General features: G+C 69.0%; 17 protein-coding genes. 10 read left to right on the forward strand and 7 right to left on the reverse strand.

Annotated features, from left to right (window positions below):
* Positions 1-61 precede the first annotated feature (61 nt).
* Complete coding sequence (locus KHP12_RS26785; protein WP_086879292.1) at positions 62-1402, forward strand: MATE family efflux transporter; 1341 nt, start codon at positions 62-64, stop codon at positions 1400-1402.
* A 173-nt stretch (positions 1403-1575) separates the two neighbouring features.
* On the opposite strand, the gene rplI is transcribed toward KHP12_RS26785, so the two are convergent.
* The 4 genes from rplI to rpsF all read right to left on the reverse strand — a co-directional run bounded on the left by rplI (position 1576) and on the right by rpsF (position 3324).
* Positions 1576-2022: a 50S ribosomal protein L9 gene (gene rplI / locus KHP12_RS26790; RefSeq protein WP_037954649.1), complete on the reverse strand. Its 447-nt coding sequence runs from the start codon at positions 2020-2022 to the stop codon at positions 1576-1578.
* Positions 2023-2039: 17 nt separating this feature from the next.
* Positions 2040-2276, reverse strand: coding sequence for a 30S ribosomal protein S18 (gene rpsR / locus KHP12_RS26795; protein WP_003978893.1), 237 nt, complete (start codon positions 2274-2276; stop codon positions 2040-2042).
* An 85-nt stretch (positions 2277-2361) separates the two neighbouring features.
* On the reverse strand, positions 2362-2949 hold the full coding sequence (locus KHP12_RS26800; RefSeq protein WP_037954647.1) for a single-stranded DNA-binding protein: 588 nt from the start codon (positions 2947-2949) through the stop codon (positions 2362-2364).
* Between the two features lie 84 nt (positions 2950-3033).
* Positions 3034-3324: a 30S ribosomal protein S6 gene (gene rpsF / locus KHP12_RS26805; protein WP_030827724.1), complete on the reverse strand. Its 291-nt coding sequence runs from the start codon at positions 3322-3324 to the stop codon at positions 3034-3036.
* A gap of 229 nt (positions 3325-3553) precedes the next feature.
* Here rpsF and KHP12_RS26810 point away from each other — a divergent pair, with 229 nt between their 5' ends.
* From KHP12_RS26810 to KHP12_RS26820, 3 genes are all read left to right on the forward strand, one after another.
* The gene (locus tag KHP12_RS26810) at positions 3554-3871 is read left to right on the forward strand and encodes a hypothetical protein (RefSeq protein ID WP_044572649.1); all 318 of its coding nucleotides are present in this window, start codon (positions 3554-3556) and stop codon (positions 3869-3871) included.
* Between the two features lie 118 nt (positions 3872-3989).
* Positions 3990-5108, forward strand: a complete 1119-nt coding sequence (locus tag KHP12_RS26815) for a lipid II:glycine glycyltransferase FemX (RefSeq protein WP_037954643.1) — start codon at positions 3990-3992, stop codon at positions 5106-5108.
* 66 nt (positions 5109-5174) lie between these two features.
* Positions 5175-6206 (forward strand): alanine racemase, encoded by a 1032-nt coding sequence (locus KHP12_RS26820; protein WP_037954641.1) that lies wholly within the window; start codon positions 5175-5177, stop codon positions 6204-6206.
* Between the two features lie 54 nt (positions 6207-6260).
* On the opposite strand, the gene KHP12_RS26825 is transcribed toward KHP12_RS26820, so the two are convergent.
* Positions 6261-7745, reverse strand: coding sequence for a glycosyltransferase family 87 protein (locus KHP12_RS26825; protein ID WP_211833851.1), 1485 nt, complete (start codon positions 7743-7745; stop codon positions 6261-6263).
* A 215-nt stretch (positions 7746-7960) separates the two neighbouring features.
* Positions 7961-10648 (reverse strand): transglycosylase domain-containing protein, encoded by a 2688-nt coding sequence (locus tag KHP12_RS26830; RefSeq protein WP_211833852.1) that lies wholly within the window; start codon positions 10646-10648, stop codon positions 7961-7963.
* Between the two features lie 357 nt (positions 10649-11005).
* On the opposite strand from KHP12_RS26830, the gene KHP12_RS26835 reads away from it, so the two are divergent.
* The 3 genes from KHP12_RS26835 (at position 11006) to KHP12_RS26845 (ending at position 14271) form a co-directional block, all read left to right on the forward strand.
* A complete protein-coding gene (locus tag KHP12_RS26835; protein ID WP_086879295.1) occupies positions 11006-11716 on the forward strand; it encodes a PadR family transcriptional regulator in 711 nt (236 codons plus the stop codon).
* A gap of 49 nt (positions 11717-11765) precedes the next feature.
* Entirely contained in the window at positions 11766-12848 is a 1083-nt protein-coding gene (locus KHP12_RS26840) for an inositol-3-phosphate synthase (RefSeq protein WP_086879296.1), read from the forward strand.
* An 85-nt stretch (positions 12849-12933) separates the two neighbouring features.
* Complete coding sequence (locus tag KHP12_RS26845) at positions 12934-14271, forward strand: MFS transporter (protein WP_086879297.1); 1338 nt, start codon at positions 12934-12936, stop codon at positions 14269-14271.
* A 5-nt stretch (positions 14272-14276) separates the two neighbouring features.
* Here KHP12_RS26845 and KHP12_RS26850 read toward each other — a convergent pair whose 3' ends face one another.
* Positions 14277-15767, reverse strand: a complete 1491-nt coding sequence (locus tag KHP12_RS26850) for a CCA tRNA nucleotidyltransferase (RefSeq protein WP_086879298.1) — start codon at positions 15765-15767, stop codon at positions 14277-14279.
* Between the two features lie 180 nt (positions 15768-15947).
* On the opposite strand from KHP12_RS26850, the gene KHP12_RS26855 reads away from it, so the two are divergent.
* From KHP12_RS26855 to KHP12_RS26865, 3 genes are all read left to right on the forward strand, one after another.
* The gene (locus KHP12_RS26855) at positions 15948-18308 is read left to right on the forward strand and encodes a DUF6049 family protein (protein ID WP_086879299.1); all 2361 of its coding nucleotides are present in this window, start codon (positions 15948-15950) and stop codon (positions 18306-18308) included.
* Positions 18309-18356: 48 nt separating this feature from the next.
* Positions 18357-20735: a murein biosynthesis integral membrane protein MurJ gene (murJ, locus tag KHP12_RS26860; protein ID WP_208652815.1), complete on the forward strand. Its 2379-nt coding sequence runs from the start codon at positions 18357-18359 to the stop codon at positions 20733-20735.
* Between the two features lie 110 nt (positions 20736-20845).
* A complete protein-coding gene (locus tag KHP12_RS26865) occupies positions 20846-22561 on the forward strand; it encodes a protein kinase family protein (protein ID WP_086879300.1) in 1716 nt (571 codons plus the stop codon).
* The last annotated feature ends 29 nt before the right edge of the window (positions 22562-22590 follow it).

The following is a 22590-nucleotide window of genomic DNA, read 5'->3' on the forward strand; positions in this document are numbered from 1 at the left end:
CCGCCTTGTAAGGACCGACGGCGGCTTGTGTCTCTTACCTGTGGACGATTACATTGCCCTTATGACACAGGCCCCCACGAGCGTGCGGAGTACCCCCCGCCACCACGACCGCGAGATCATCGCACTCGCGCTTCCCGCCTTCGGCGCACTCGTGGCGGAACCCCTCTTCGTCATGGTCGACAGTGCCGTCGTCGGCCATCTGGGCACCGCCCAGCTGGCCGGTCTGGGCGTCGCCGCCGCCCTGCTCACCACCGCGGTCAACATCTTCGTCTTCCTCGCCTACGCCACCACCGCGGCGGTGGCCCGCCGGGTCGGCGCGGGCGACCTCGCCGGAGCGATACGGCAGGGCATGGACGGCATCTGGCTGGCCCTGCTGCTCGGCGCCGCCGTCATCGCCGTGGCCCTTCCCACCGCCCCCGCCCTGGTCGACCTCTTCGGCGCCTCGGACACCGCCGCGCCCTACGCCATCACCTATCTGCGGATCAGCACCCTCGGCATCCCCGCGATGCTGGTCGTGCTCGCCGCCACCGGTGTGCTGCGCGGCCTCCAGGACACCCGCACCCCGCTGTACGTCGCCATCGGCGGCTTCGGCGCCAACGCCGCGCTGAACGCCACCCTGGTCTATGCGGCCGGGCTTGGCATCGCGGGCTCGGCCTGGGGCACGGTGATCGCCCAGAACGCCATGGCCGCCGTCTACCTCGCCGTGGTCATCCGGGGCGCGCGGCGCCATGGCACCTCGCTGCGGCCCGATGCCGCGGGGATCAGGGCCTGTGCCCATGCCGGGGCACCGCTGCTGATCCGTACGCTCTCGCTGCGCGCCGTGATGCTGATCGCGACGGCCGTGGCGGCCCGCCTCGGCGACACCGATATCGCCGCCCATCAGATCGTGCTCACCCTGTGGAGCCTGCTGGCGTTCGCCCTGGACGCCATCGCCATCGCGGGACAGGCGATCATCGGACGCTATCTGGGCGCCGGCGACGAGGAGGGGGCCCAGGCCGCCTGCCGTCGCATGGTGCGGTGGGGCATCGCCTCGGGCGTGGCGCTGGGCCTGCTGGTGGTCGCCTCCCGGCCGCTGTTCATCCCCCTGTTCACCACCGATTCCGCGGTACGGGACGCCCTGCTGCCCGCCCTGCTGGTCACGGCCCTCATCCAGCCGGTCTCGGGCGTGGTCTTCGTCCTCGACGGCGTACTGATGGGCGCGGGCGACGGGCCATATCTGGCCTGGGCGATGATCGCCACCCTGGCCGTCTTCGCCCCGGTGGCGCTGCTGGTGCCCTCGCTCGGCGGGGGCCTGACCGCGCTGTGGTGCACCATGGCGCTGATGATGTCGGTCCGGATGGCGACCCTGTGGCTGCGCACCCGCTCCGGCCGCTGGATCGTCACCGGCGCGGTACGAGGCTGAGCCCATGTCCGTCCGGTCGGCCCCCGGCGCGGGGGAGGGCAACAGGACGGAAGGCCGGCACGGCGGAAGGCCGAGCAGCGGAGGACCAGCATGGCGGAGGGCCGCACCCCCAACAGGGGTGCGGCCCTCCGGTGCACTGTGCACGGTGCCGGCGGCGACCGTCACGGCCGTCGTCAGGCGGCGATGACCTCGACGCCGACCTTGGCGGCAACCTCGGCGTGCAGCCGGACCGAGACCTGGTGCGCACCCAGGGTCTTGATCGGGGACTGCACCTCGATGCGGCGCTTGTCCACCTCCGGGCCACCCGCGTCCTTGATCGCCGAAGCGATGTCGGCCGGGGTGACGGAGCCGAACAGCCGACCGGCGTCGCCGGCACGGGTCTTCAGGCGCACCTTGACGCCCTCGAGCTGAGCCTTGACCTCGTTGGCCTGCTCGATCGTGGCGATCTCGCGGATGCGACGACCGCGGCGGATCTGCTCGACGTCCTTCTCGCCGCCCTTGGTCCAGCGGAGCGCCAGACCACGCGGGACCAGGTAGTTACGGGCGTAACCGTCCTTGACGTCCACGACGTCACCGGCAGTGCCGAGGCCGGAGACCTCGTGGGTGAGGATGATCTTCATGAGTCAGTCCCCTTCCCTTATCGCGCGGTGGACGTGTAGGGCAGCAGCGCCATCTCACGGCTGTTCTTCACGGCCGTGGCGACGTCACGCTGGTGCTGGGTGCAGTTGCCGGTGACCCGGCGGGCACGGATCTTGCCGCGGTCGGAGATGAACTTCCGCAGCAGGTTCGTGTCCTTGTAGTCGACGTAGGAGATCTTCTCCTTGCAGAACACGCAAACCTTCTTCTTAGGCTTGCGAGCAGGCGGCTTCGCCATTGTCTCTCTCCAGTGTGATCAAGAAGTGTGTGCTGGTCGCCCTGACCAGACCGCGCGTTGTTTCACGTGAAACAACGCCTCGGGTCTAGAAGGGCGGCTCGTCCGAGTAGCCCCCGGAGTTGCCGGAGCCGCCGCCCCAGCCACCACCACCGCCGCCCTGGCCGCCGGCCGGAGCGCCGGTCGCCCACGGGTCGTCGGCCGGAGCGCCGCCGCCCTGCTGCTGGCCGCCGCCGCTGGGGCCACCGCCCCAGCCACCGCCGCCCTGGCCGCCACCGCCACCGCCGCCGTAACCACCCTGACCACCGCGACCGGTGGTCTTGGTGACCTTGGCTGTGGCGTTGCGCAGGCTGGCGCCGACCTCGTCGACATCCAGCTCATAGACCGTGCGCTTGATCCCCTCGCGGTCCTCATAGGACCGCTGCTTCAGACGGCCCTGCACGATGACGCGCATGCCGCGCTGAAGGGACTCGGCCACGTTCTCCGCGGCCTGCCGCCACACCGAGCACGTGAGGAAGAGGCTCTCGCCGTCCTTCCACTCGTTGGTCTGCCGGTCGAAGGTACGGGGAGTGGACGCGACGCGGAACTTCGCGACCGCCGCACCGGACGGGGTGAAACGCAGCTCGGGGTCGTCGACGAGATTGCCGACGACCGTGATGACGGTCTCGCCTGCCATTGGGGGAACCTCTCGGCGGGTACTGCTGGGCTGCTTGCTACTCGTTGCGATTCGGCCCCGATGACCGCTGAACGCTTTATGCGGTCAGTGGGTCTCGGGACGGAGGACCTTGGTCCGGAGGACCGACTCGTTCAGGTTCAGCTGGCGGTCGAGCTCCTTGACGACCGCGGGCTCGGCCTGCAAGTCGATGACCGAGTAGATGCCCTCGGGCTTCTTCTTGATCTCGTACGAGAGACGACGACGGCCCCAGGTGTCGACCTTCTCAACCTTGCCGTTGCCCTCACGGACGACGGAAAGGAAGTTCTCGATCAGCGGGGAGACAGCGCGCTCCTCGAGATCGGGGTCGAGGATGACCATCACCTCGTAGTGACGCATGTGGAACCCACCTCCTTTGGACTCAGCGGCCACGGTCGTTCCGTGGCAGGAGGGTCGTGATGCGTATCCGCTTCGGCGTCAGTACAGACACCACCGCGGACGGTACACAGTACCCGGCTCCTGCCGCCCGCTTGAAATCCGGGCGTCTTGGCCCGCAATCTGTACACATCGGGTGTGAGCGGCGTAACACTTCGCCGCCTTGCTCTATGTGCCTACCTGGAGGTGCCCCATGGCACAGGCAGCACGATCCCACCACGGCTTGTTCACCTTCCTGGACACCGACGGCAAGTCGCATCCCGTAGAGAACACGGTCGCCGTGGCGACCGTGGTGATCGGCGTGATCGCCTTTGTCACGGCTCATTTCCCCCACCTCCACCTGGTCAGCTCCTGGGTCGGACTGATCGGGATGATCAGCGGAGCCTGGGGCCAGCTGAGGTCGGTGACCACCGGTGAGCGGTTCCTGCTGATCATCGGGCTCGGTGCCGCCGGGGTCGGCTTCTATCTCGGCATGGCACATGGCGGGCTCTTCGGCGGCGTGCTGGGCTGAGCCCGCCCGGAGCCTGGTTCTCCCCGGGCCCGAACGGGGCGTGTCCCGGTCGCAGTAGGCTTCGGCGCGAGAGCCGGAGCCCCGACCCTGGGGACAAACCTGCCGAGGAGCGCCCCACATGAGCCTGACCCTGAGGACGATCAGCCGAGAGCAGCATCTGGCGTACATCCAGAGCCTGCCGGCGGCAAGCCACATGCAGGTGCCTGCATGGGCTGACGTCAAGTCGGAGTGGCGCTCGGAGAACCTCGGCTGGTTCGACGCCACGGGTCAGCTCGTCGGCGCCGGTCTCGTCCTCTACCGTCAGCTGCCCAAGATCAAGCGCTATCTCGCCTATCTCCCCGAGGGCCCGGTCATCAACTGGTACGCCCCCAACCTGGAGGACTGGCTGCGCCCGATGCTTGCGCATCTGAAGCAGCAGGGTGCCTTCTCCGTGAAGATGGGCCCGCCGGTCATCATCCGCCGCTGGGATTCCGCCGCGATCAAGTCCGGCATCCAGAACCCCGACGTCAAGCGGCTGCGCGATGTCGAGGCCACCTTCATCGAGCCGCGCGCCTTCGAGGTGGCCGAGCGGCTGCGGCGCATGGGCTGGCAGCAGGGCGAGGACGGCGGGGCCGGCTTCGGTGACGTCCAGCCGCGGTACGTCTTCCAGGTGCCGCTGGAGAACCGCTCCCTGGAGGATGTCCACAAGGGCTTCAACCAGCTGTGGCGCCGCAACATCAAGAAGGCCGAGAAGGCCGGTGTCGAGGTCGTCCAGGGCGGCTACGAGCATCTGGCCGAGTGGCAGCGGCTCTACGAGATCACCGCGGAGCGCGACCACTTCCGGCCCCGCCCGCTCAGCTACTTCCAGCGCATGTGGACGGCCCTCAACACCGAGGACCCCAACCGGATGCGGCTGTACTTCGCGATGCACGAGAACGAGGCCGTGGCCGCCGCCACGATGCTGATCGTCGGCGGCCATGTCTGGTACTCCTACGGCGCCTCCGCCAACCACAAGCGCGAGGTCCGGCCCTCGAACGCGATGCAGTGGCGGATGCTCCGCGACGCCTACGCGCTGGGCGCGACCGTTTATGACCTGCGCGGCATCAGCGACTCCCTCGATGAGACGGACCATCTCTTCGGCCTGATCCAGTTCAAGGTGGGCACCGGCGGGCAGGCTGCCGAATACCTCGGCGAGTGGGACTTCCCGCTCAACAAGCTCCTGCACAAGGCGCTCGACATCTACATGTCGCGCCGCTGACCACGATTCGCTGTCTCCCATACCTCCAATACACCGCGGCTACGAGAAAGGTTCCGGGACCGGTCAATGGCGCTCACCCTCTACGTCGACACCGCTCGCTGGCGGGCGCATCAGCAAACGGTGATCCAGCAGTTCCCGGGGATAGTCCCGGTCTGCAAAGGCAACGGCTACGGCTTCGGCCATGAGCGGCTGGCCGAGGAAGCCGCCCGCTTCGGCAGCGACATCCTCGCGGTCGGAACCACGTACGAGGCCGCCCGGATGAAGGACTTCTTCAGCGGTGACCTGCTCGTGCTCACCCCCTTCCGCCGCGGTGAGGAGCCGGTGCCGCTGCCGGACCGGGTGATCCGTTCGGTCTCGTCGGTCGACGGCGTCTACGGCCTGGTGAACGCGCGCGTGGTCATCGAGGTCATGAGCAGCATGAAGCGGCACGGCGTCACCGAGGAGGACCTGCCCAAGCTGCACGCCGCGATAGAGAACGTCCGGCTGGAGGGGTTCGCCATCCACCTCCCGCTCGACCGCACCGACGGGCTGGACGCGGTCGAGGAGGTCATCGCCTGGATGGACCGGCTGCGGGCGGCGCGGCTGCCGCTGCACACCATGTTCGTCAGCCACCTCAAGGCCGAGGAATTGGCCCGGCTTCAGCAGCAATTCCCGCAGACCCGCTTCCGGGCGCGGATCGGCACCCGGCTGTGGCTGGGCGACCACGATTCGACGGAGTACCGGGGCTCGGTGCTCGACGTCACCCGGGTCTCGAAGGGCGACCGCTTCGGCTACCGCCAGCAGAAGGCCGCCTCCGACGGCCATCTGGTCGTGGTCGCGGGCGGCACCTCCCACGGCGTCGGCCTGGAGGCGCCCAAGGCGCTGCACGGGGTGATGCCCCGCGCGAAGGGGGTCGCCCGCGCCGGTCTGGCGACCGTCAACCGCAACCTCTCGCCGTTCGTGTGGGCGGGCAAGCAGCGGTGGTTCGCCGAGCCGCCGCATATGCAGGTGTCCATCCTGTTCGTGCCCAGCGATGTCCAGCCGCCCCAGGTGGGGGATGAGCTGGTGGCGCATCTGCGGCACACCACGACGCAGTTCGACCGGCTTTTCGACCGCTGACCCCACGCCGCCGGGAGGGGCTCCGCACCGCCGGGAGAGGTTCCGGCCCGGGGCTCACTCCTGGTGGACGCCCCAGTCCACCAGCGCCGCACCCTCGTAGCGGGACGCGCGCCGCGCCTCTCCCAGTACGAACGCGTCCGGGGCCCGGTCCAGCACGCCTCCCCCGGGGTCGTCCGAGCCGTCCCGGCGCACCGGGTCCCGCTCCGGCACCAGCGCGTCCCGGATGATCAGGGCGCACAGATAGAGCGTCCCCAGCAGATGCACGGCGATCGCCAGCTGATAGCCCTCCGCGGGCAGCCCCCGGTGCTGGTCGCCGCTGCCCGTGTCCGCGAGGTACATCCAGATCCCCAGGAAGTACATGACCTCGCACGCCTGCCAGACCAGGAAGTCCCGCCAGCGCGGCCTGGCCAGTGCGGCCAGCGGGATCAGCCACAGCACGTACTGCGGTGAGTAGACCTTGTTGGTGAGCACGAACGCCGCGACGATCAGGAAGGACAGCTGGGCCAGGCGCGGACGGCGCGGGGCGCACAGGGCGAGCACCGCCACCCCGAGGCAGGCCAGGGCCATCAGCACGGTCCCGTAGGTATTGACGTCCTGCAGGGAGTTCCCGGTGCGCTGGGAGATGATCAGCCACACGGAGCCGAAGTCCACGGGGCGCTCCTGGCTGAAGGTGTAGAACGTCTTCCAGCCGTCGCGGATGTGCAGACCGCCCTGCGTGCTGACCATCACGGGCAGGTTCACCACGAGCCAGGCGGCCAGGGCTCCGCCCGCGGCCGTCCAGAAGGCCCGCAGCCGCCCCGCCCGCAGGCAGAGCACCAGCAGCGCGCCGAGCAGCAGCCCGGGGTAGAGCTTGGCGGCCGTCGCGAGCCCCAGCAGCACACCGGCGGCCAGCGGCCGGCTGCGGGACCACATCAGCAGGGCGGCGGCCGTAAGGGCGACGGCGAACAGGTCCCAGTTGATGGTGGCCGTGAGCGCGAAGGCCGGGGCGAGGGCGACCAGCAGCGCGTCCCAGGGACGGCGGCGGTGCGTACGGGCCACACAGACCGCGATGACCGCGGTGCAGACCATGAGCATGCCCGCGTTGACCAGCCAGTAGATCTGCTCACGGTCCTGGATGGAGCCGCCGTGCGGGGTCATCCAGGAGGCGACCTCCATGAAGAGGCCAGTGAGGACCGGATACTCCAGGTACTGCATCCCGCCCGAGACGTTGTCCGGTATCCGGTCGAAGTACGGGACGAGGTCGGAAGCGAAGCCGCGGCCGTTGTAGAGGTGCGGTATGTCGGAGTAGCAGGCGTGGGTGTACTGGGCGGTGGCCCCGAAGAACCAGCCTCCGTCGTAGCACGGCAGCTTCTGCACCATGCCCAGGGCGAACATGCCGATGGCGACGATCGCCACGATCCGCACCGGGGTCCACCAGCTCGTGCCGAGCAGGGCCCGGCGCCCGGTCGGCCCACCGATCAGCTCGCTGCCGGACGCGGCCACCGGGTCCTCGGCGGTCGGCCTGACGGGCTGGGCCTGTGGGTCCTCGCGCACGCTCATGGCCCCCATCCTGCCGTACGAGCCACTCCGGAGGAGTCAGGACCGCCCCAGCGGCCGCTGAGCGCGCCGCGGACGCCCGGCCGGGCCCTGAGGCGGGGGGAGGCGTACCAGAGGCGCAGAGAGCCGTCCAGGGCCTGGAACGGCGTCGGCCGCGCCGGAGCGGGTTCGCTCCGGCGCGGCCGACGAGGGGTGAACGGGTCGTACGGGACCGCTGGCTATTCCTTCCTGCGGCCCCCGGTCGGGCCGCCGAATATGCCACCGGGGCCACCCGGGTCCTCCGTGGTCGGCGACGTGGACGGACCTCCCGGACCGCCGTTCGCGCCGCCGTTCTGGTTGCCGCCGTTGCCGTTGCCGCCGTTGTCGTTGCAGCTCAGGTCCAGCGGGTCACAGGTGTTGGTCGGGGTCGGGCTGCCGGACGGCGACTCCGAGGGGGACTCCGACGGAGATTCCGAAGGCGACTCCGAGGGGGACTCGGACGGCTTGTCCGTCGTCGGGGTCGGGCTCGGGCTGGCGTCCTCGCCGAAGACCTTCTGGCCGATCGGAGTGGCCGCGGGGAAGTCCTTGACGGGCACGCCCTTCAGGGCACCGCGCATGTAGTCGGCCCAGATCTGCGCCGGGAACGACGCACCGTGGATCGTCTTCTGGCCGCCCACACCGCGCATGGACAGGAACTTCTGGCTCTTGGCCTGGTCGTCCACCCGCCACATGCCGATCGCCGTGGACAGCTGCGGGGTGTAGCCGGAGAACCAGGCCGACTTGTTCTCGTCGGTGGTTCCGGTCTTGCCCGCGACCGGACGGCCGATCTTGGCCGAGGTGCCGGTGCCGCGCTGGACCACGTTCTCCAGGACGTCGGTGACGTTGTTCGCCACGTTCGAGTCGAACGCCCGCTTGACCTCGGCCTCCTGCTTGTGGTCGTAGACGGTGCCGTTCTTGTCCTCGACCCGCTCCACCGAGTACGGCTCGGCCTGCTGACCGCTGGCCGCGAAGGTGGCGTACGCCCCGGCGAGCCGGATGGCGCTGGGTGCGGAGGTGCCGAGCGAGAACGTCGGGGTGATCGACGACAGCTGCTCCTTGTTGAGGCCCGCGGCCAGGGCCGCGTCCCGCACCTTGTCGGTGCCGACGTCCATGCCCAGCTGGATGAACGGGGTGTTCACCGAGTACTGCATCGCGGTGCGCAGGCTGATCGGGCCCTTGTCCTCGTCACCGTCGTTCCGCTGGTGCCACTCCTTGCCGTCCTTGTCGTGCCAGACGGTTCCGTCGTAGTCCCGCAGGGTCACCTTGTTGTCGCCGTTGTAGACACTGCTCGGCGAGACGAGGGTGCGCTCGGAATCGGGTTGCTCCCGTGGGCCCTTCGGATCGCGGGCGCCATTGGTCATCGCGGCGGCCATCACGAAGGGCTTGAAGGTCGAGCCCACCTGGACACCGGTGTAGTCGGCGTTGTTGCGGTAGTGCTCCAGCGCGTTCTTGCCGCCGTAGATGGCCAGGATCTTGCCCGTCTTGGGCTCCACCGAGGCGCCGCCGAACTGGACGTGCTTGTCCGCCTCGCGCACCTTCGGCTTGATGCTCTCCTTGGAGACCTTCTCGACCGCCCGGGTCAGCTCACTGATCTTCTTCCGGTCGAAGGTGGTGTGGATCTGATAGCCACCCTTGTCCAGTTTTGACTTGCTGATGCCGGTGTTGGCGATGATGTAGTTGTCGGCGAGGTCGGTGAGATAGCCGATCTGGCCCTGCTTGTTCGTGGCCACCTTGGGGTTCTGCGGCATCGGGAAGCCCTTGCCGATCCACTTCTGGGCCTCGGTCCTGCTCATCCTGTGCACGGCGACCTCACGCCGCAGGGTCCACTCCCAGCGCTGCTTGGCGCGCTTGGTGTTGGCCTCCTTGGTGGCGGCGGCGCCATAGCCACCGTTGGGGTCGTAGAGGTTGGGGCCGTTGAGCGTCGAGGCCAGGAAGGCGCTCTGGCTGGGCGTCAGCTTCGAGCAGTCCCGGTCGAAGTAGGCGCGCGCGGCCGCCTGGCAGCCGTAGGCACCACGTCCGTAGTACGCGGTGTTCAGATAGCTCCCGAGGATGTAGTCCTTGTCCTTGGTCGCGCCCACCTTTATGGAGATGAACAGCTCCTTGACCTTACGCGTGAGCGTCTGTGACTGGTCGAGGTAGGTGTTCTTCACGAACTGCTGGGTGATGGTCGAACCACTCTGGGTCGCTCCACCCTTCGCCATGTTGACGACCGCGCGGGCGATACCCATCGGGTCGACGCCGCTGTCGTCGTAGAAGCTGGCGTTCTCCGCGGAGATCACCGCGTTCTGCATGGACTTCGGGATCTTGCTGAGGGGGACGATCTGGCGGTTGAGGTCACCACCGCCGGAGACCACCATCTGCTTGCCGTCCGCCCAGTAGTAGACGTTCTTCTGGGTCTGGGACGCGGCCTGGGCGGTCGGCACCTCCACCAGCCACAGACCTATGCCGACGGCGCCGAGCAGCACCGCGAAGAAGAAGATGAAGGTGCCCGTCACCAGCCTCCAGGACGGTACCCAGCGCCGGAAGCCCGACCGCCCGCCGCGCGGGTAGTCGATGAAGCGTTTCTTGCCGGGGGTCCCATCGCCCCCCGGACCGTGTCCACGGCCGCCGCCGGTCCCCCTCCGGCCGCCTCCGCGACCACCGGGGCCCGCGTCGGCCGCGCTCGGATCGGATCCTCGTCTACGGCCACCACTGCGTTGGGCGGCGGCACGGCGGGCCGCCGCGCGGCCGCCATAAGGGCGCTCTTCCCCCTGTGGGGTGGCGTCCGAGCCGGCTGCGGCGTTGTGCGTCGGTGCTGCGCGGCGGCCGGACGACTGCTGTCCGGCTCGCCGGGCCGCTGCTCGTCCGCCGCCTTGGGGTTGCGGCGGCTTGCGACGGTGCTCGCTCATGGAACGACTTCTCCTCGGGCAGGCGCTATCGCCTGAAAGCGGCAGATGGCTTCCGGTCCCCCCAATGTGCGATCCGGTCGCACCAGGCAACCGGACGCACTGCATCCGGGACGAGGACGCATCGCGGCGTCACTTGGTTCCCATAGGTCTGCATGGCGAACAGAGTACGCACGGTCAAAACCCGCCCAGCCGCCACCTTCGCTCCATAACCGTCAGATTGAGTGTCTCGAATTGGTGATGTGACGGCGTTCACCGTGGTCCCTCTTGTCCCTTCCCGAGCAGGGTTCTATCGTCTGGATGTATCGAGTCGATACATCAGCTCGACATAGCGGGCCCGGAGCAGAGGAGAGGCGGGGAATGAGCAGACGCTCGGGCGTCCTGGAGTTCGCCGTTCTCGGCCTGCTGCGCGAGTCACCGATGCACGGATATGAGCTGCGGAAGCGGCTCAACACCTCACTCGGGGTGTTCCGCGCGTTCAGCTACGGCAGCCTCTATCCCTGCCTCAAGACGCTGGTCGGCAACGGCTGGTTGATCGAGGAATCCGGCAGCACCTCCCAGGACGCTCTCGCGGCACCTCTCTCCGGCCGCCGGGCGAAGATCGTCTACCGGCTCACGGCCGCGGGAAAGGAGCGGTTCGAGGAGCTGCTCACCCACACCGGGCCGGATGCCTGGGAGGACGAGCACTTCGGCGTCCGGTTCGCCTTCTTCGGCCAGACGTCACGAGACGTTCGGATGCGGGTGCTGGAGGGGCGGCGCAGCCGCCTGGAGGAGCGCCTGGACAAGATGCGCGCCGCCATGGCCCGCACCCGCGAGCGCCTGGACGACTACACCCTCGAGCTGCAACGCCACGGGATGGAGTCGGTGGAGCGCGAGGTGCGCTGGCTGAACGAGCTGATCGAGAGCGAGCGGGCCGGGCGCGATCGGCGCGACGGCACCGCCGGGCAGGACCGGACGACCGAGCGGGACGAGGGCCGGCCGCCACCGCAGGACCAGTCAGAAGATGCGGACGGCCCGCCCCGGCACCGGGGTGGTTCCCGGCCGGATCCGTCCGATGACACCGCCAAGTGAGGCCCGGCATCCGCGGGGCCTCGTCCAGTACACACAGGGAGCAACCGGAATGGGTTCGGTTCGTGTAGCCATCGTCGGTGTGGGCAACTGCGCCGCCTCGCTGGTGCAGGGCGTCGAGTACTACAAGGACGCCGACCCGGACACCCGCGTGCCGGGTCTGATGCACGTGCAGTTCGGCGACTACCACGTGAAGGACGTGGAGTTCGTGGCCGCCTTCGACGTGGACGCGAAGAAGGTCGGCCTGGACCTCGCGGACGCCATCGGCGCCAGCGAGAACAACACCATCAAGATCTGCGACGTGCCGACGGCCGGTGTCACGGTCCAGCGCGGCCACACGCTCGACGGACTCGGCAAGTACTACCGCCAGACCATCGACGAGTCCGACGAGGCCCCGGTCGACATCGTCCAGGTCCTCAAGGACAAGCAGGTCGACGTTCTGGTCTGCTACCTCCCGGTCGGCTCCGAGGACGCCGCCAAGTACTACGCCCAGTGCGCCATCGACGCGAAGGTCGCCTTCGTCAACGCGCTCCCGGTCTTCATCGCCGGTACCAAGGAGTGGGCGGACAAGTTCACCGAGGCCGGGGTGCCGATCGTCGGTGACGACATCAAGTCGCAGGTCGGCGCGACCATCACGCACCGCGTGATGGCCAAGCTGTTCGAGGACCGGGGCGTCATCCTGGACCGCACCATGCAGCTGAACGTCGGCGGCAACATGGACTTCAAGAACATGCTCGAGCGGGAGCGTCTGGAGTCCAAGAAGATCTCCAAGACCCAGGCCGTCACCTCCCAGATCCCCGACCGCGACCTGGGCGCCGACAACGTCCACATCGGCCCCTCGGACTTCGTGGCCTGGCTGGACGACCGCAAGTGGGCCTACGTCCGCCTGGAGGGCCGCGCGTTCGGCGATGTCCCGCTGAACCTGGAGTACAAGCTCGAGGTGTGGGACTCCCCGAACTCCGCGGGTGTCATCATCGACGCGCTGCGCGCCGCGAAGATCGCCAAGGACCGCGGCATCGGCGGCCCGATCCTCTCGGCCTCCTCGTACTTCATGAAGTCGCCTCCGGTGCAGTACTTCGACAACGAGGCGCGGGAGAACGTGGAGAAGTTCATCAAGGGCGAGGTCGAGCGCTGAAGCACCATGCGCTGATTCCCGCCGCGTGATCACGGGCCTCCGGGTAATACACCCGGAGGCCCGTGTGGTGTGTGAGGCTGACGCCATGCCTGTTGTGCGTGATCTCCGCGTACTGCTGCAACTGCGGGACTTCCGCCGCCTTCTGGCCATCCGGCTGCTGTCCCAGTCGGCCGATGGCGTCTACCAGGTGGCGCTCGCCACCTATGTGGTCTTCTCCCCGGAGAAGGAGACCTCCGCCGCGGCCATCGCCTCCGCCATGGCCGTCCTGTTGCTCCCCTACTCCCTGCTCGGCCCCTTCGCCGGGGTGCTGCTGGACCGCTGGCGCCGGCGGCAGGTGCTGCTCTACGGCAATCTGCTGCGCTCGGGGCTGGCCGCCGGAACCGCCGTACTGGTGCTGGGCCAGGTGCCGGAGTGGCTCTTCTATGTCTCGGCCCTGTCGGTGACGGCCGTCAACCGCTTCGTACTGGCCGGCCTTTCGGCGGCCCTGCCCCGGGTCGTGGACAGCCAGGAGCGTCTGGTCATGGCCAATTCCCTCTCGCCCACGGCCGGAACGCTCGCCGCCACGGCCGGCGGCAGCCTCGCCTTCATCGTCCGGCTGTCGGGTCCGGGAGGCACCTCATCGGACGCGCTGGTCGTCCTGGTGGGCGCCGCGCTCTATCTCATCGCCGGGCTCACGGCCCTGCTGATGGCGCCGGGTCTGCTGGGGCCGGATCCCGCGGCCCTTCAGCCCCGTCTCTCCGCGGCCCTGATGAGCACCGCGCGGGGTCTGGTCGCGGGCGTACGCCATCTGCTGGAGCGCCGGGATCCCACTGTGGCGCTGACCGCGATGACGCTGATGCGCTTCTGCTACGGCGCGCTCACGGTGACGGTGCTGATGCTCTGCCGCTACGCATGGGCCGACACCGAGTCCCAGGGGCTGGCGCTGCTGGGGCTGGCCGTCGGCGTCTCGGGCGCGGGCTTCTTCGCGGCGGCGGTGATCACGCCATGGGCGGTGGCCCGGCTCGCCGCCCGTACGCCCTCCCGGCCGGACGGCCGGCTCTCCTGGGTGATGGTGTGCGCGGGGAGCGCGGCCCTCCTGGAACCCGGGCTCGGACTGCCCTTCGAGCCCGCTCCCATGCTGATCGCCGCGTTCGTGCTCGGGTTGATCACCCAGGGCGCGAAGATCGCCACCGACACCGTGGTGCAGTCCGCCATCGCCGATGACTTCCGCGGGCGGATCTTCTCCCTCTACGACGTGCTGTTCAATGTCGCCTTCGTGGGAGCCGCGGCGGTCGCCGCGGTGATACTGCCACCGGACGGCACATCGACCGCGCTGCTGATCTCTGTGGCGCTGCTCTACGTGGCCACCGCGGGCCTGGTGAGGTTTCACGTGAAACATGACCGGCAGAGCGCCAAGCGGGTCGATGTTTCACGTGAAACGTGAGGGGCTCAGCCCTCCGACTGGGCTTCCCACCACTCCTGGAGCGCGGCGATCACGGTGTCCCGATCCATGGGGCCGTGCTCCAGCCGCAGCTCCAGCAGATGCTTGTACGCCTTGCCGACCTGCGGCCCCGGGGGGATGCCGAGGATCTTCATGATCTCGTTGCCATCCAGATCCGGGCGGATCGCATCCAGTTCTTCCTGCTCCTGGAGTCGGGCGATGCGCTCCTCGAGGCCGTCGTACGCACGCGAGAGCGCCACCGCCTTCCGTCGATTGCGCGTGGTGCAGTCCGAGCGGGTCAGCTTGTGCAGCCGGTCCAGCAGCGGCCCGGCGTCACGGACATAGCGGCGGACCGCGGAGTCGGTCCATCCCCCCGTGCCATAGCCGTGGAAGCGCAGATGCAGCTCGACCAGGCGGGAGACATCCTTGATCAGCTCATTGGAGTACTTGAGCCTCGTCATCCGGTACTTGGTCATCTTGGCTCCCACCACCTCGTGGTGGTGGAAGGAGACCCGGCCGTCCTTCTCGAAGCGGCGCGTCTTGGGCTTGCCGATGTCATGCAGCAGCGCGGCCAGCCGCAGCGTCAGATCGGGGCCCTCGGTCTCCAGGTCGATGGCCTGGTCCAGCACCGTCAGCGAGTGCTCGTAGACATCCTTGTGGCGGTGGTGCTCATCGCGCTCCAAGCGCAGCGCCGGGAGCTCCGGCAGGACGCGGTCGGCGAGCCCTGTCTCCACCAGCAGCCGCAGCCCCTTGCGGGGGTGGTCGGCCAGGACGAGCTTGTTGAGCTCATCACGCACCCGCTCCGCCGAGACGATGTCGATGCGCTCGGCCATCGCCGTCATCGCGGCGACGACCTCGGGGGCCACCTCGAAGTCCAGCTGCGCGGCGAAACGCGCGGCACGCATCATCCGCAGCGGATCGTCGGAGAAGGACTCCTCGGGCGTCCCCGGAGTGCGCAGCACCCGGGCGGCGAGATCCTCCAGACCGTGGTGCGGGTCGATGAACTCCTTCTGCGGAAGGGCGACCGCCATCGCGTTGACCGTGAAGTCCCGACGGACCAGGTCCTCCTCGATGGAGTCGCCGTAGGACACCTCGGGCTTCCGAGATGTCCGGTCATAGGCTTCTGACCGATAGGTCGTGATTTCGATCTGGAAGCTCTGATCCGACCCGCTTCCTGGCGACATGCCCTTTCGACAGCCGACCGTACCGAAGGCGATGCCTACGTCCCAGACCGCGTCCGCCCAGGGCCGTACGATCTTCAGTACCTCATCCGGCCGCGCGTCCGTCGTAAAATCCAGATCGTTACCGAGCCGCCCGAGCAGCGCGTCCCGTACCGAGCCGCCGACCAGGGCCAGGCGGAAACCGGCCTGCTGGAAGCGACGGGCAAGATCGTCGGCAACGGGAGAGACCCGCAGGAGTTCGCCCACGGCGCGGCGCTGCACCTGGCTGAGCTCGTTGGTCGACTGCGGGGATCGGCTGTCATTGTTGGCGTTCGGCACAACAGAACAGGGTACGTGGCCGTGCGCCCTCGAGACTCCACCCCCGATGGGGCCACCACTGCGTAACGATCTTGTGGAGCCGTCCACAGCACTTCGTCACAGCGGGCATCGTTACCATTTCGTGGACGCACATTGCGACGACCACTGACGACCTACTGACGACAAGGGACGGGCGAGCGCGTGGCCGATGCGGCAGACCTCCGGGGGACAACTTCCGCTCGTGCCCGGCGATGGTTGCGGCGCACGGCGGCCCTGCTGGCCGCGGCGCCGATGCTCGCGGGCCTGACACAGATTCCGGCGGCATCCGCCGCCCACGCCGAGAGCAAGGCCACGGGCTCGCGATCGGTGGACGTCTCCATCACCTCACTGACCCCCACCGCGCCGAAGGAGAGCGACACCCTCACCGTCAGTGGCACCGTCACCAACGACACCAAGGGCACCATCGTGGGGGCGCGGGTGGGCCTCCGTGTCGGCCCGACCATGAGCGGCCGCAGCGCGATCGACACCACGGCCCACCGCACCGGCTATACGGAGGGGCTCGACGGCACCGAGATCGACGGCAAATACGCCAAGAAGATCGGCAAGCTGGCGGCCGGCACCAGCCGTGACTTCTCCCTCTCCATACCGGTGGATCAGCTGCACCTGGGGGAGAACGGCGTCTATCAACTCGGCGTATCGCTCACCGGTGGCACCTCCCATCAGCCCTGGCCGCAGGTGCTGGGCATCGAGCGAACCTTCCTGCCCTGGCAGTCGGGCCCGTCCCAGAAGAAGTCCCAGCTCACCTATCTGTGGCCGCTGATCTCCGCCACCCATGTGACCGCCCGCACGGACAACGACGAGGACCGCACCCCGATCTTCCGGGACGACCGCCTGGCCAAGGAGCTGGCCCCGGGCGGTCGGCTTCAGCAGATGGTCGCCCTGGGGAAGAACCTCCCCATCACCTGGGTGATCGACCCCGACCTGCTCGCCACGGTCGACGCGATGACCAAGAAGTACGAGGTCCAGAACCCCTCGGGCAACGGGACCAGGGCGGGCCGTGGCCAGACCGTCGCCAAGCAGTGGCTGGACGCCCTCCAGAAGGCCGTGGAGGGCAAGCAGGTGGTCGCGCTGCCGTTCGCCGACCCCGACCTCGCCTCGCTCGCCCACCGCGGTAAGAACGTCACCGGCGCCCTCAGCCATCTCCAGGGCTCCACCGAGCTCGCCTCGACGACCGTGGAGACCATCCTCGGGGTGCGGCCGCGCACGGACTTCGCCTGGCCCGTCGAGGGCGCGGTCGACTCCTCGATCGTGGACGTCGCCACCTCCGCGGGCGCCCACAACGTGATCGCCCGCAGCGACAGCCTGCGCGAGACCGGCGGGCTCTCCTACACCCCGACCGCGGCCCGCCAGATCGGCGGCGGCAATACGGCGGTGGTCGCCGACGCACGGCTGTCGACGGGCTTCACCGGCGACATGTCCAAGGCGGAGAACTCCACCCTCGCCATCCAGCGCTTCCTGGCCCAGAGCCAGATGATCAACCTCCAGGCGCCGGACAGGCAGCGCAGCATCGTGGTCGCCCCCCAGCGGACGCCCACCACCAGCCAGGCGCAGGCGATGGCGGCGGCCATGGAGGGCCTCTCCGGGCAGTGGACGCAGCCGCTGAGCCTGGGGCAGGCCGCGAAGGCCAAGCCCGACCCGAGCGCCACCCAGCGGGTGCCGAGCACCCGCTCGTACCCCCGGTCGCTGCGCGCACGGGAGCTGCCGACCGAGGCGTTCGACCGGATCCAGAAGACCCAGAAGACCCTGGACAATTTCGAGCCGATCCTGACCGCCAAATACCGGGTGGTCACCCCCTTCGGGAACGCGATCAGGCGCGAGATGTCGACCTCGTGGCGCAGCGAGGCGCAGAACGCGACCGGCTTCCGGCACGATGTGCAGACCTATCTCTCCGGGCTCACCAAGAAGGTGCGCCTGGTCACGAAGTCGAACATGACCCTCTCCGGGCGCAGCGCGACCGTTCCGGTGACCATCCAGAACAACCTGGTGCAGAGCGTCGAGCTGCGACTCGTCCTGCGCTCCCAGCAGGGCAACCGGCTGGCGGTCAGCGACCCCCAGCTGGTCAATGTGGAGGGCGGCCACAGCCAGTCCGTGAAGTTCGGGACCACGGCCAACGCGAACGGCCCGGTGTGGGTCTCGGCGCGGCTCTACACCCCGGACGGACAGCCGTACGGCGATGAGATGCGGTTCGAGGTGAATGTCACCGAAATCACGTCGACCGTGATTCTGGTGATCGCCGGCGGTGTGCTGCTGCTGGTCCTCGCCGGTGTCCGGATCTATGTCCAGCGCAAGCGCGCGGCCGCCAGGAGCGGTGAGGACGGCGGGGACGGGGAAGACGCCGAGGAGGCGCACGGGCAGGATGATGAGGACGACAGCGAGGCCCCGGAGACCGACCGGTGTGACCCCGCACACGCCCTCGTGCCCGAGCAGCCGAGTGACCCGGCGCCGGACACCGGATCGCAAAGCGCTGGCCCGTCCGGCTCGGGTGAGAAAGTGGACCATTGAGCAATGCCGGGGCCGGTGGGCCGCAGTGGACGATGAGGTGGGGTAGCGATGAACGCGCCGTATGACGGTGATGGCCGAGTGCCACCGCCGCCACAGCCGTCCCCTCACGGCCCCCACGACCCTTACGGACAGGAACCGCACCAGCGGGATCCGTATCTGGGCGACGCCCAGCAGGCGCCCCCGGCCGATCCACGCCAGTCGTACGGCCAGCAGTACTACGCCCCGGATCCCTACCTGGACGACTCGTACGCGACGGGCAGCTTCACGCCCTACCCGTATCCGACGCAGGATCGGTACGCCCACGATCCGCTGACGGACCCCCTGTACGACCGGCACTCCTCCCACGCACCGCAGCAGGACGGCTACCAGCAGCAGTACTACCAGCAGCCGCCCACGCCGCAGGGCCCCGACCCGCGCGCCTGGTCCCCCGAGGCCGCCGCCGGCCACCAGGGCGCCGTACAGCAGCCGTACACGGCCGATCAGGCGGGCCAGGGCTATCCGGGAGCCGACGACGCCTACGGGGCCGGGGAGCAGCCGCAGCGGGACGCCTTCGCGCACCTCTACCGCGATCAGCAGTCCTATGAGCCCCGGTCCGGCCAGGGCCAGGGCTACCCGCAGGGCTCGCAGAACCACCCGCAGGGCCAGGCACCCGCTCAGGGACAGGCGCCGTTCCCCGGACCGCCCAGATCCGAGTCCCCCGGCGCGACGGCCGCCGCCCCCACGGTGGCCGCCCCGGTGGTGACCGCCCCCACGACCGAGCCCGCGCCGAAGAAGCCCTCAGGGGGCAAGGGCCGCGCGTCCAGCGTGCTCCAGTCCAGCGCGCTGATGGCCGCGGGCACCCTGGTCTCCCGGCTCACCGGCTTCGTCCGGCAGATGGTGGTCCTCGCCGGGCTGGGCGCGGCCACCCTCGGCTCCACCTACGCCCTCGCATACACGCTGCCGACGATGGTCTACATCCTCACCATCGGCGGCGGTCTGAACTCGGTCTTCGTCCCGCAGCTCGTGCGCGCGATGAAGGAGGACGACGACGGCGGCGAGGCCTTCGCCAACCGGCTGCTCACCCTGGTGATGGTGGTGCTCGGCCTCTTGGTCGCGGTGACCGTGATCGCCGCGCCGATGCTGCTCCGCGTGATGTCGCCGACCATCGCGGACAACCCCGCCGACAACGAGGTCGCGGTCACCTTCGCCCGCTACTGCCTGCCCACCATCTTCTTCATGGGCATTCACGTGGTGGTCGGCCAAATCCTCAACGCCCGGGGCCGGTTCGGGGCGATGATGTGGACCCCCGTCCTGAACAACATCGTCATAATCTTCACCTTCGGCCTGTTCATCTGGGTGTTCGGCACCGCCGGCAGCTCCAAGATGGACACCACGACCATCACCGCCGAAGGCATCCGGCTGCTGGGCATGGGCACCCTGCTGGGGCTCGTCGTCCAGTCCCTGGCGATGTTCCCCTATCTGCGTGCCACCGGCTTCCGCTTCCGGCCGCGCTTCGACTGGCGCGGCCACGGCCTCGGCAAGGCCGCCAAGCTGGCCAAGTGGACGGTCCTGTTCGTCCTCGCCAACCAGGCGGGCGTGCTGGTCGTGACCCAGCTGTCCACCGCGGCCGGTGCCGAGGCCGAGAACCAGAACGCGCCGGGCATGAGCTTCGTCGGCTACTCCAGCGCCCAGCTCATCTGGGGCATGCCACAGGCGATCATCACCGTCTCCGTCATGGCCTCGCTGCTGCCCCGGATCTCCCGGGCAGCCCACGACGGGGACTCCGGAGCGGTCCGCGACGACATCTCGCAGGGTCTGCGCACCTCCGCGGTCGCCATCGTCCCGCTCGCGTTCGGCTTCATCGCCCTGGGCATCCCCATGTGCACACTGCTGTTCGGCGCCTCCGGCACCGACGCGGCCGTCTCCATGGGCTACATCCTCATGGCGTTCAGCCTGGGTCTGATCCCCTTCTCCGTGCAGTACGTCGTCCTCCGCGGCTTCTACGCCTACGAGGACACCCGCACCCCCTTCTACAACACGGTGATCATCGCCGCCGTCAACGCCGCCGGATCCGGGCTCGCCTATCTCCTGCTCCCCGCCCGCTGGGCCGTCGCCGGTATGGCGGCCGCCTACGGCCTGGCCTACGCCATCGGCGTGGGTGTGGCCTGGAAGCGGCTGCGCAACCGGCTGGGCGGCGATCTGGACGGCCCCCGCGTCGTGCGCACCTACACCCGCCTCGTCGGCGCCAGCATCCCCGCCGCCCTCCTGGGCGGCGGCTCGGCCTACACCATCATGCAGACCCTCGGGATGGGCGTCGTCGGCTCCGTAGCGGCTTTGCTGGGCGGCGGTCTCGTTCTTATCGCGGTCTTCTACATTGCTGCGAAACGGATGCGCGTTGATGAGCTGACGGCCATGGTCGGTATGGTGCGCGGACGACTCGGACGCTGATCATTGAGCACAACCATCGTCCGCCACCGTGTGTCGTGCATAGCGGCGGACTGTGGGCACAATTGTCTTGGCTCGGAGTAGGCGCAACGGATGGGGAGGCAGGAACGACGGTGGCGGAACGGAGCACGGCTGCCGTCGACGTGGCCGACAGCGGTGGAGAGGAGCCGCTGACCGCCGAGGCGGGTAAGGCCACGGCCGACGGGGCGGGGACGAAACAGAAGGTCGGCAAGGGGACAGAGGCCGCGGTCACCGACGATACGGGCGCCGCGGCCGAAGCGAACCCCCTGGAACTGCACAGCGGTCACAAGCTGGCCAGACGCTACCGTCTGGAGGAGTGCGTCACCCGTCTGGACGGATTCAGCAGTTGGCGTGCCGTGGACGAGAAACTGCGGCGTGCCGTCGGGGTGCATGTCGTGCCCGCGGACCATCCGCGCGCCAGGTCGGTGCTCGCCGCCGCCCGTTCGGCGGCCCTGCTGGGCGATCCCCGCTTCGTCCAGGTCCTCGACGCCGTCGAGGAGAACGATCTCGTCTATGTCGTCCATGAGTGGCTTCCCGACGCCACCGAGCTCACCGCCGTGCTGGCCGCCGGGCCGCTCGAGCCGCATGACGCGTACCAACTGGTCAGCCAGGTCTCCCAGGCCATGGCCGCCGCCCACCGCGAGGGCCTGGCCCATCTGCGGCTGAACCCCGGCTCCGTACTGCGCACCGAGTCCGGTCAGTACCGCATCCGCGGACTGGCCGTCATGGCCGCCCTGCGTGGTATCAGCGTCGACCACCCCCAGCGCACCGACACCGAGGCGATCGGCGCGCTGCTGTACGCGGCACTCACTCAGCGCTGGCCGTACGAGGCCGACGCCTACGGCCTCTCCGGGCTGCCCAAGGGCGTGGGCCTGATCGCCCCCGACCAGGTCCGTGCCGGAGTGCACCGCGGTCTGTCCGAGCTCGCGATGCGCGCGCTGGTCAACGACGGGGCCACCGCCTCCCGTCAGGACCAGCCCTGCACCACCCCCGAGGAGCTGGCCAAGGCCGTCGCGGCGATGCCGCGCATCCGGCCGCCGGAGCCCGCGTTCACCCCTTCCCCGGCGTACCAGCGCACGACGTACCAGCAGGGTGTGTACGGCCAGCAGGCGAACCGCGGCGGCACCGCGCACCCGGCCCCTCCGGCCGCTCCCGTGCCGCCTCCGCCGCCGCTCCAGAGCCGCACGGGCAAGGCCCTCAAGTGGACCGTCTCCGCCCTTCTGATCGCCGCTCTCGGCCTCGGCAGCTGGCAGCTCGCGGACACCCTCCTCAAGGAGGAGAACAAGTCCAGCCCGGGCAAGTCCACCGGTGAGAAGGACGACGGCAAGGGCCTGAAGCCCGTGGGCAAGCCGCTCAGCATCGAGGGCGCCACGGAGTTCTCGCCGCTGGACGCGCCCTTCGCCCCGGACAAGGTCGATGGCGCCGTCGACGGCGATACGAACACCGCCTGGGTGACCAAGGAGTTCTACAACTACCCGAACTTCGGTAACCTGCCCCGGCGCAAGCAGGGCAGCGGCATCATTGTCGACCTCGGCAGCGCCAAAAGCGTCTCGAGCCTCGACATCGACTTCTACGCCGCCGGCCAGAAGGTGGAAGTCCTCGCCGCCGACCCCTCGGCATCCGACCCCACCTCACTCAGCGCCTTCTCCAAGCACCTCACCGATCTGAAGAGCGTCGGGAAGAAGCTGTCCACCGTTCTCGACAAGCCGGTACGGACGCGATACGTCCTGGTCCACATCACGGAGCTTCCGACCAGCACCCCCGATCGCTACCGTGGCGGCATCTCGGAGATCAAGGTCAAGGGCTGACCCTCTACGGTCGGCCGAGAGGGGAGGGG

Source organism: Streptomyces asiaticus, assembly GCF_018138715.1.
GTDB lineage: Bacteria > Actinomycetota > Actinomycetes > Streptomycetales > Streptomycetaceae > Streptomyces > Streptomyces asiaticus.

Excerpts from the sequence above, each read along its gene's own strand:
- KHP12_RS26830 (WP_211833852.1), bottom strand. The coding sequence starts at position 10,648 with ATGAGCGAGCACCGTCGCAAGCCGCCGCAACCCCAAGGCGGCGGACGA.
- rpsF (WP_030827724.1), bottom strand. The coding sequence starts at position 3,324 with ATGCGTCACTACGAGGTGATGGTCATCCTCGACCCCGATCTCGAGGAG.
- KHP12_RS26845 (WP_086879297.1), top strand. The coding sequence starts at position 12,934 with ATGCCTGTTGTGCGTGATCTCCGCGTACTGCTGCAACTGCGGGACTTC.
- rplI (WP_037954649.1), bottom strand. The coding sequence starts at position 2,022 with ATGAAGATCATCCTCACCCACGAGGTCTCCGGCCTCGGCACTGCCGGT.
- KHP12_RS26840 (WP_086879296.1), top strand. The coding sequence starts at position 11,766 with ATGGGTTCGGTTCGTGTAGCCATCGTCGGTGTGGGCAACTGCGCCGCC.
- KHP12_RS26815 (WP_037954643.1), top strand. The coding sequence starts at position 3,990 with ATGAGCCTGACCCTGAGGACGATCAGCCGAGAGCAGCATCTGGCGTAC.
- rpsR (WP_003978893.1), bottom strand. The coding sequence starts at position 2,276 with ATGGCGAAGCCGCCTGCTCGCAAGCCTAAGAAGAAGGTTTGCGTGTTC.
- KHP12_RS26785 (WP_086879292.1), top strand. The coding sequence starts at position 62 with ATGACACAGGCCCCCACGAGCGTGCGGAGTACCCCCCGCCACCACGAC.
- KHP12_RS26810 (WP_044572649.1), top strand. The coding sequence starts at position 3,554 with ATGGCACAGGCAGCACGATCCCACCACGGCTTGTTCACCTTCCTGGAC.
- KHP12_RS26835 (WP_086879295.1), top strand. The coding sequence starts at position 11,006 with ATGAGCAGACGCTCGGGCGTCCTGGAGTTCGCCGTTCTCGGCCTGCTG.
- KHP12_RS26820 (WP_037954641.1), top strand. The coding sequence starts at position 5,175 with ATGGCGCTCACCCTCTACGTCGACACCGCTCGCTGGCGGGCGCATCAG.
- KHP12_RS26800 (WP_037954647.1), bottom strand. The coding sequence starts at position 2,949 with ATGGCAGGCGAGACCGTCATCACGGTCGTCGGCAATCTCGTCGACGAC.
- murJ (WP_208652815.1), top strand. The coding sequence starts at position 18,357 with ATGAACGCGCCGTATGACGGTGATGGCCGAGTGCCACCGCCGCCACAG.
- KHP12_RS26825 (WP_211833851.1), bottom strand. The coding sequence starts at position 7,745 with ATGAGCGTGCGCGAGGACCCACAGGCCCAGCCCGTCAGGCCGACCGCC.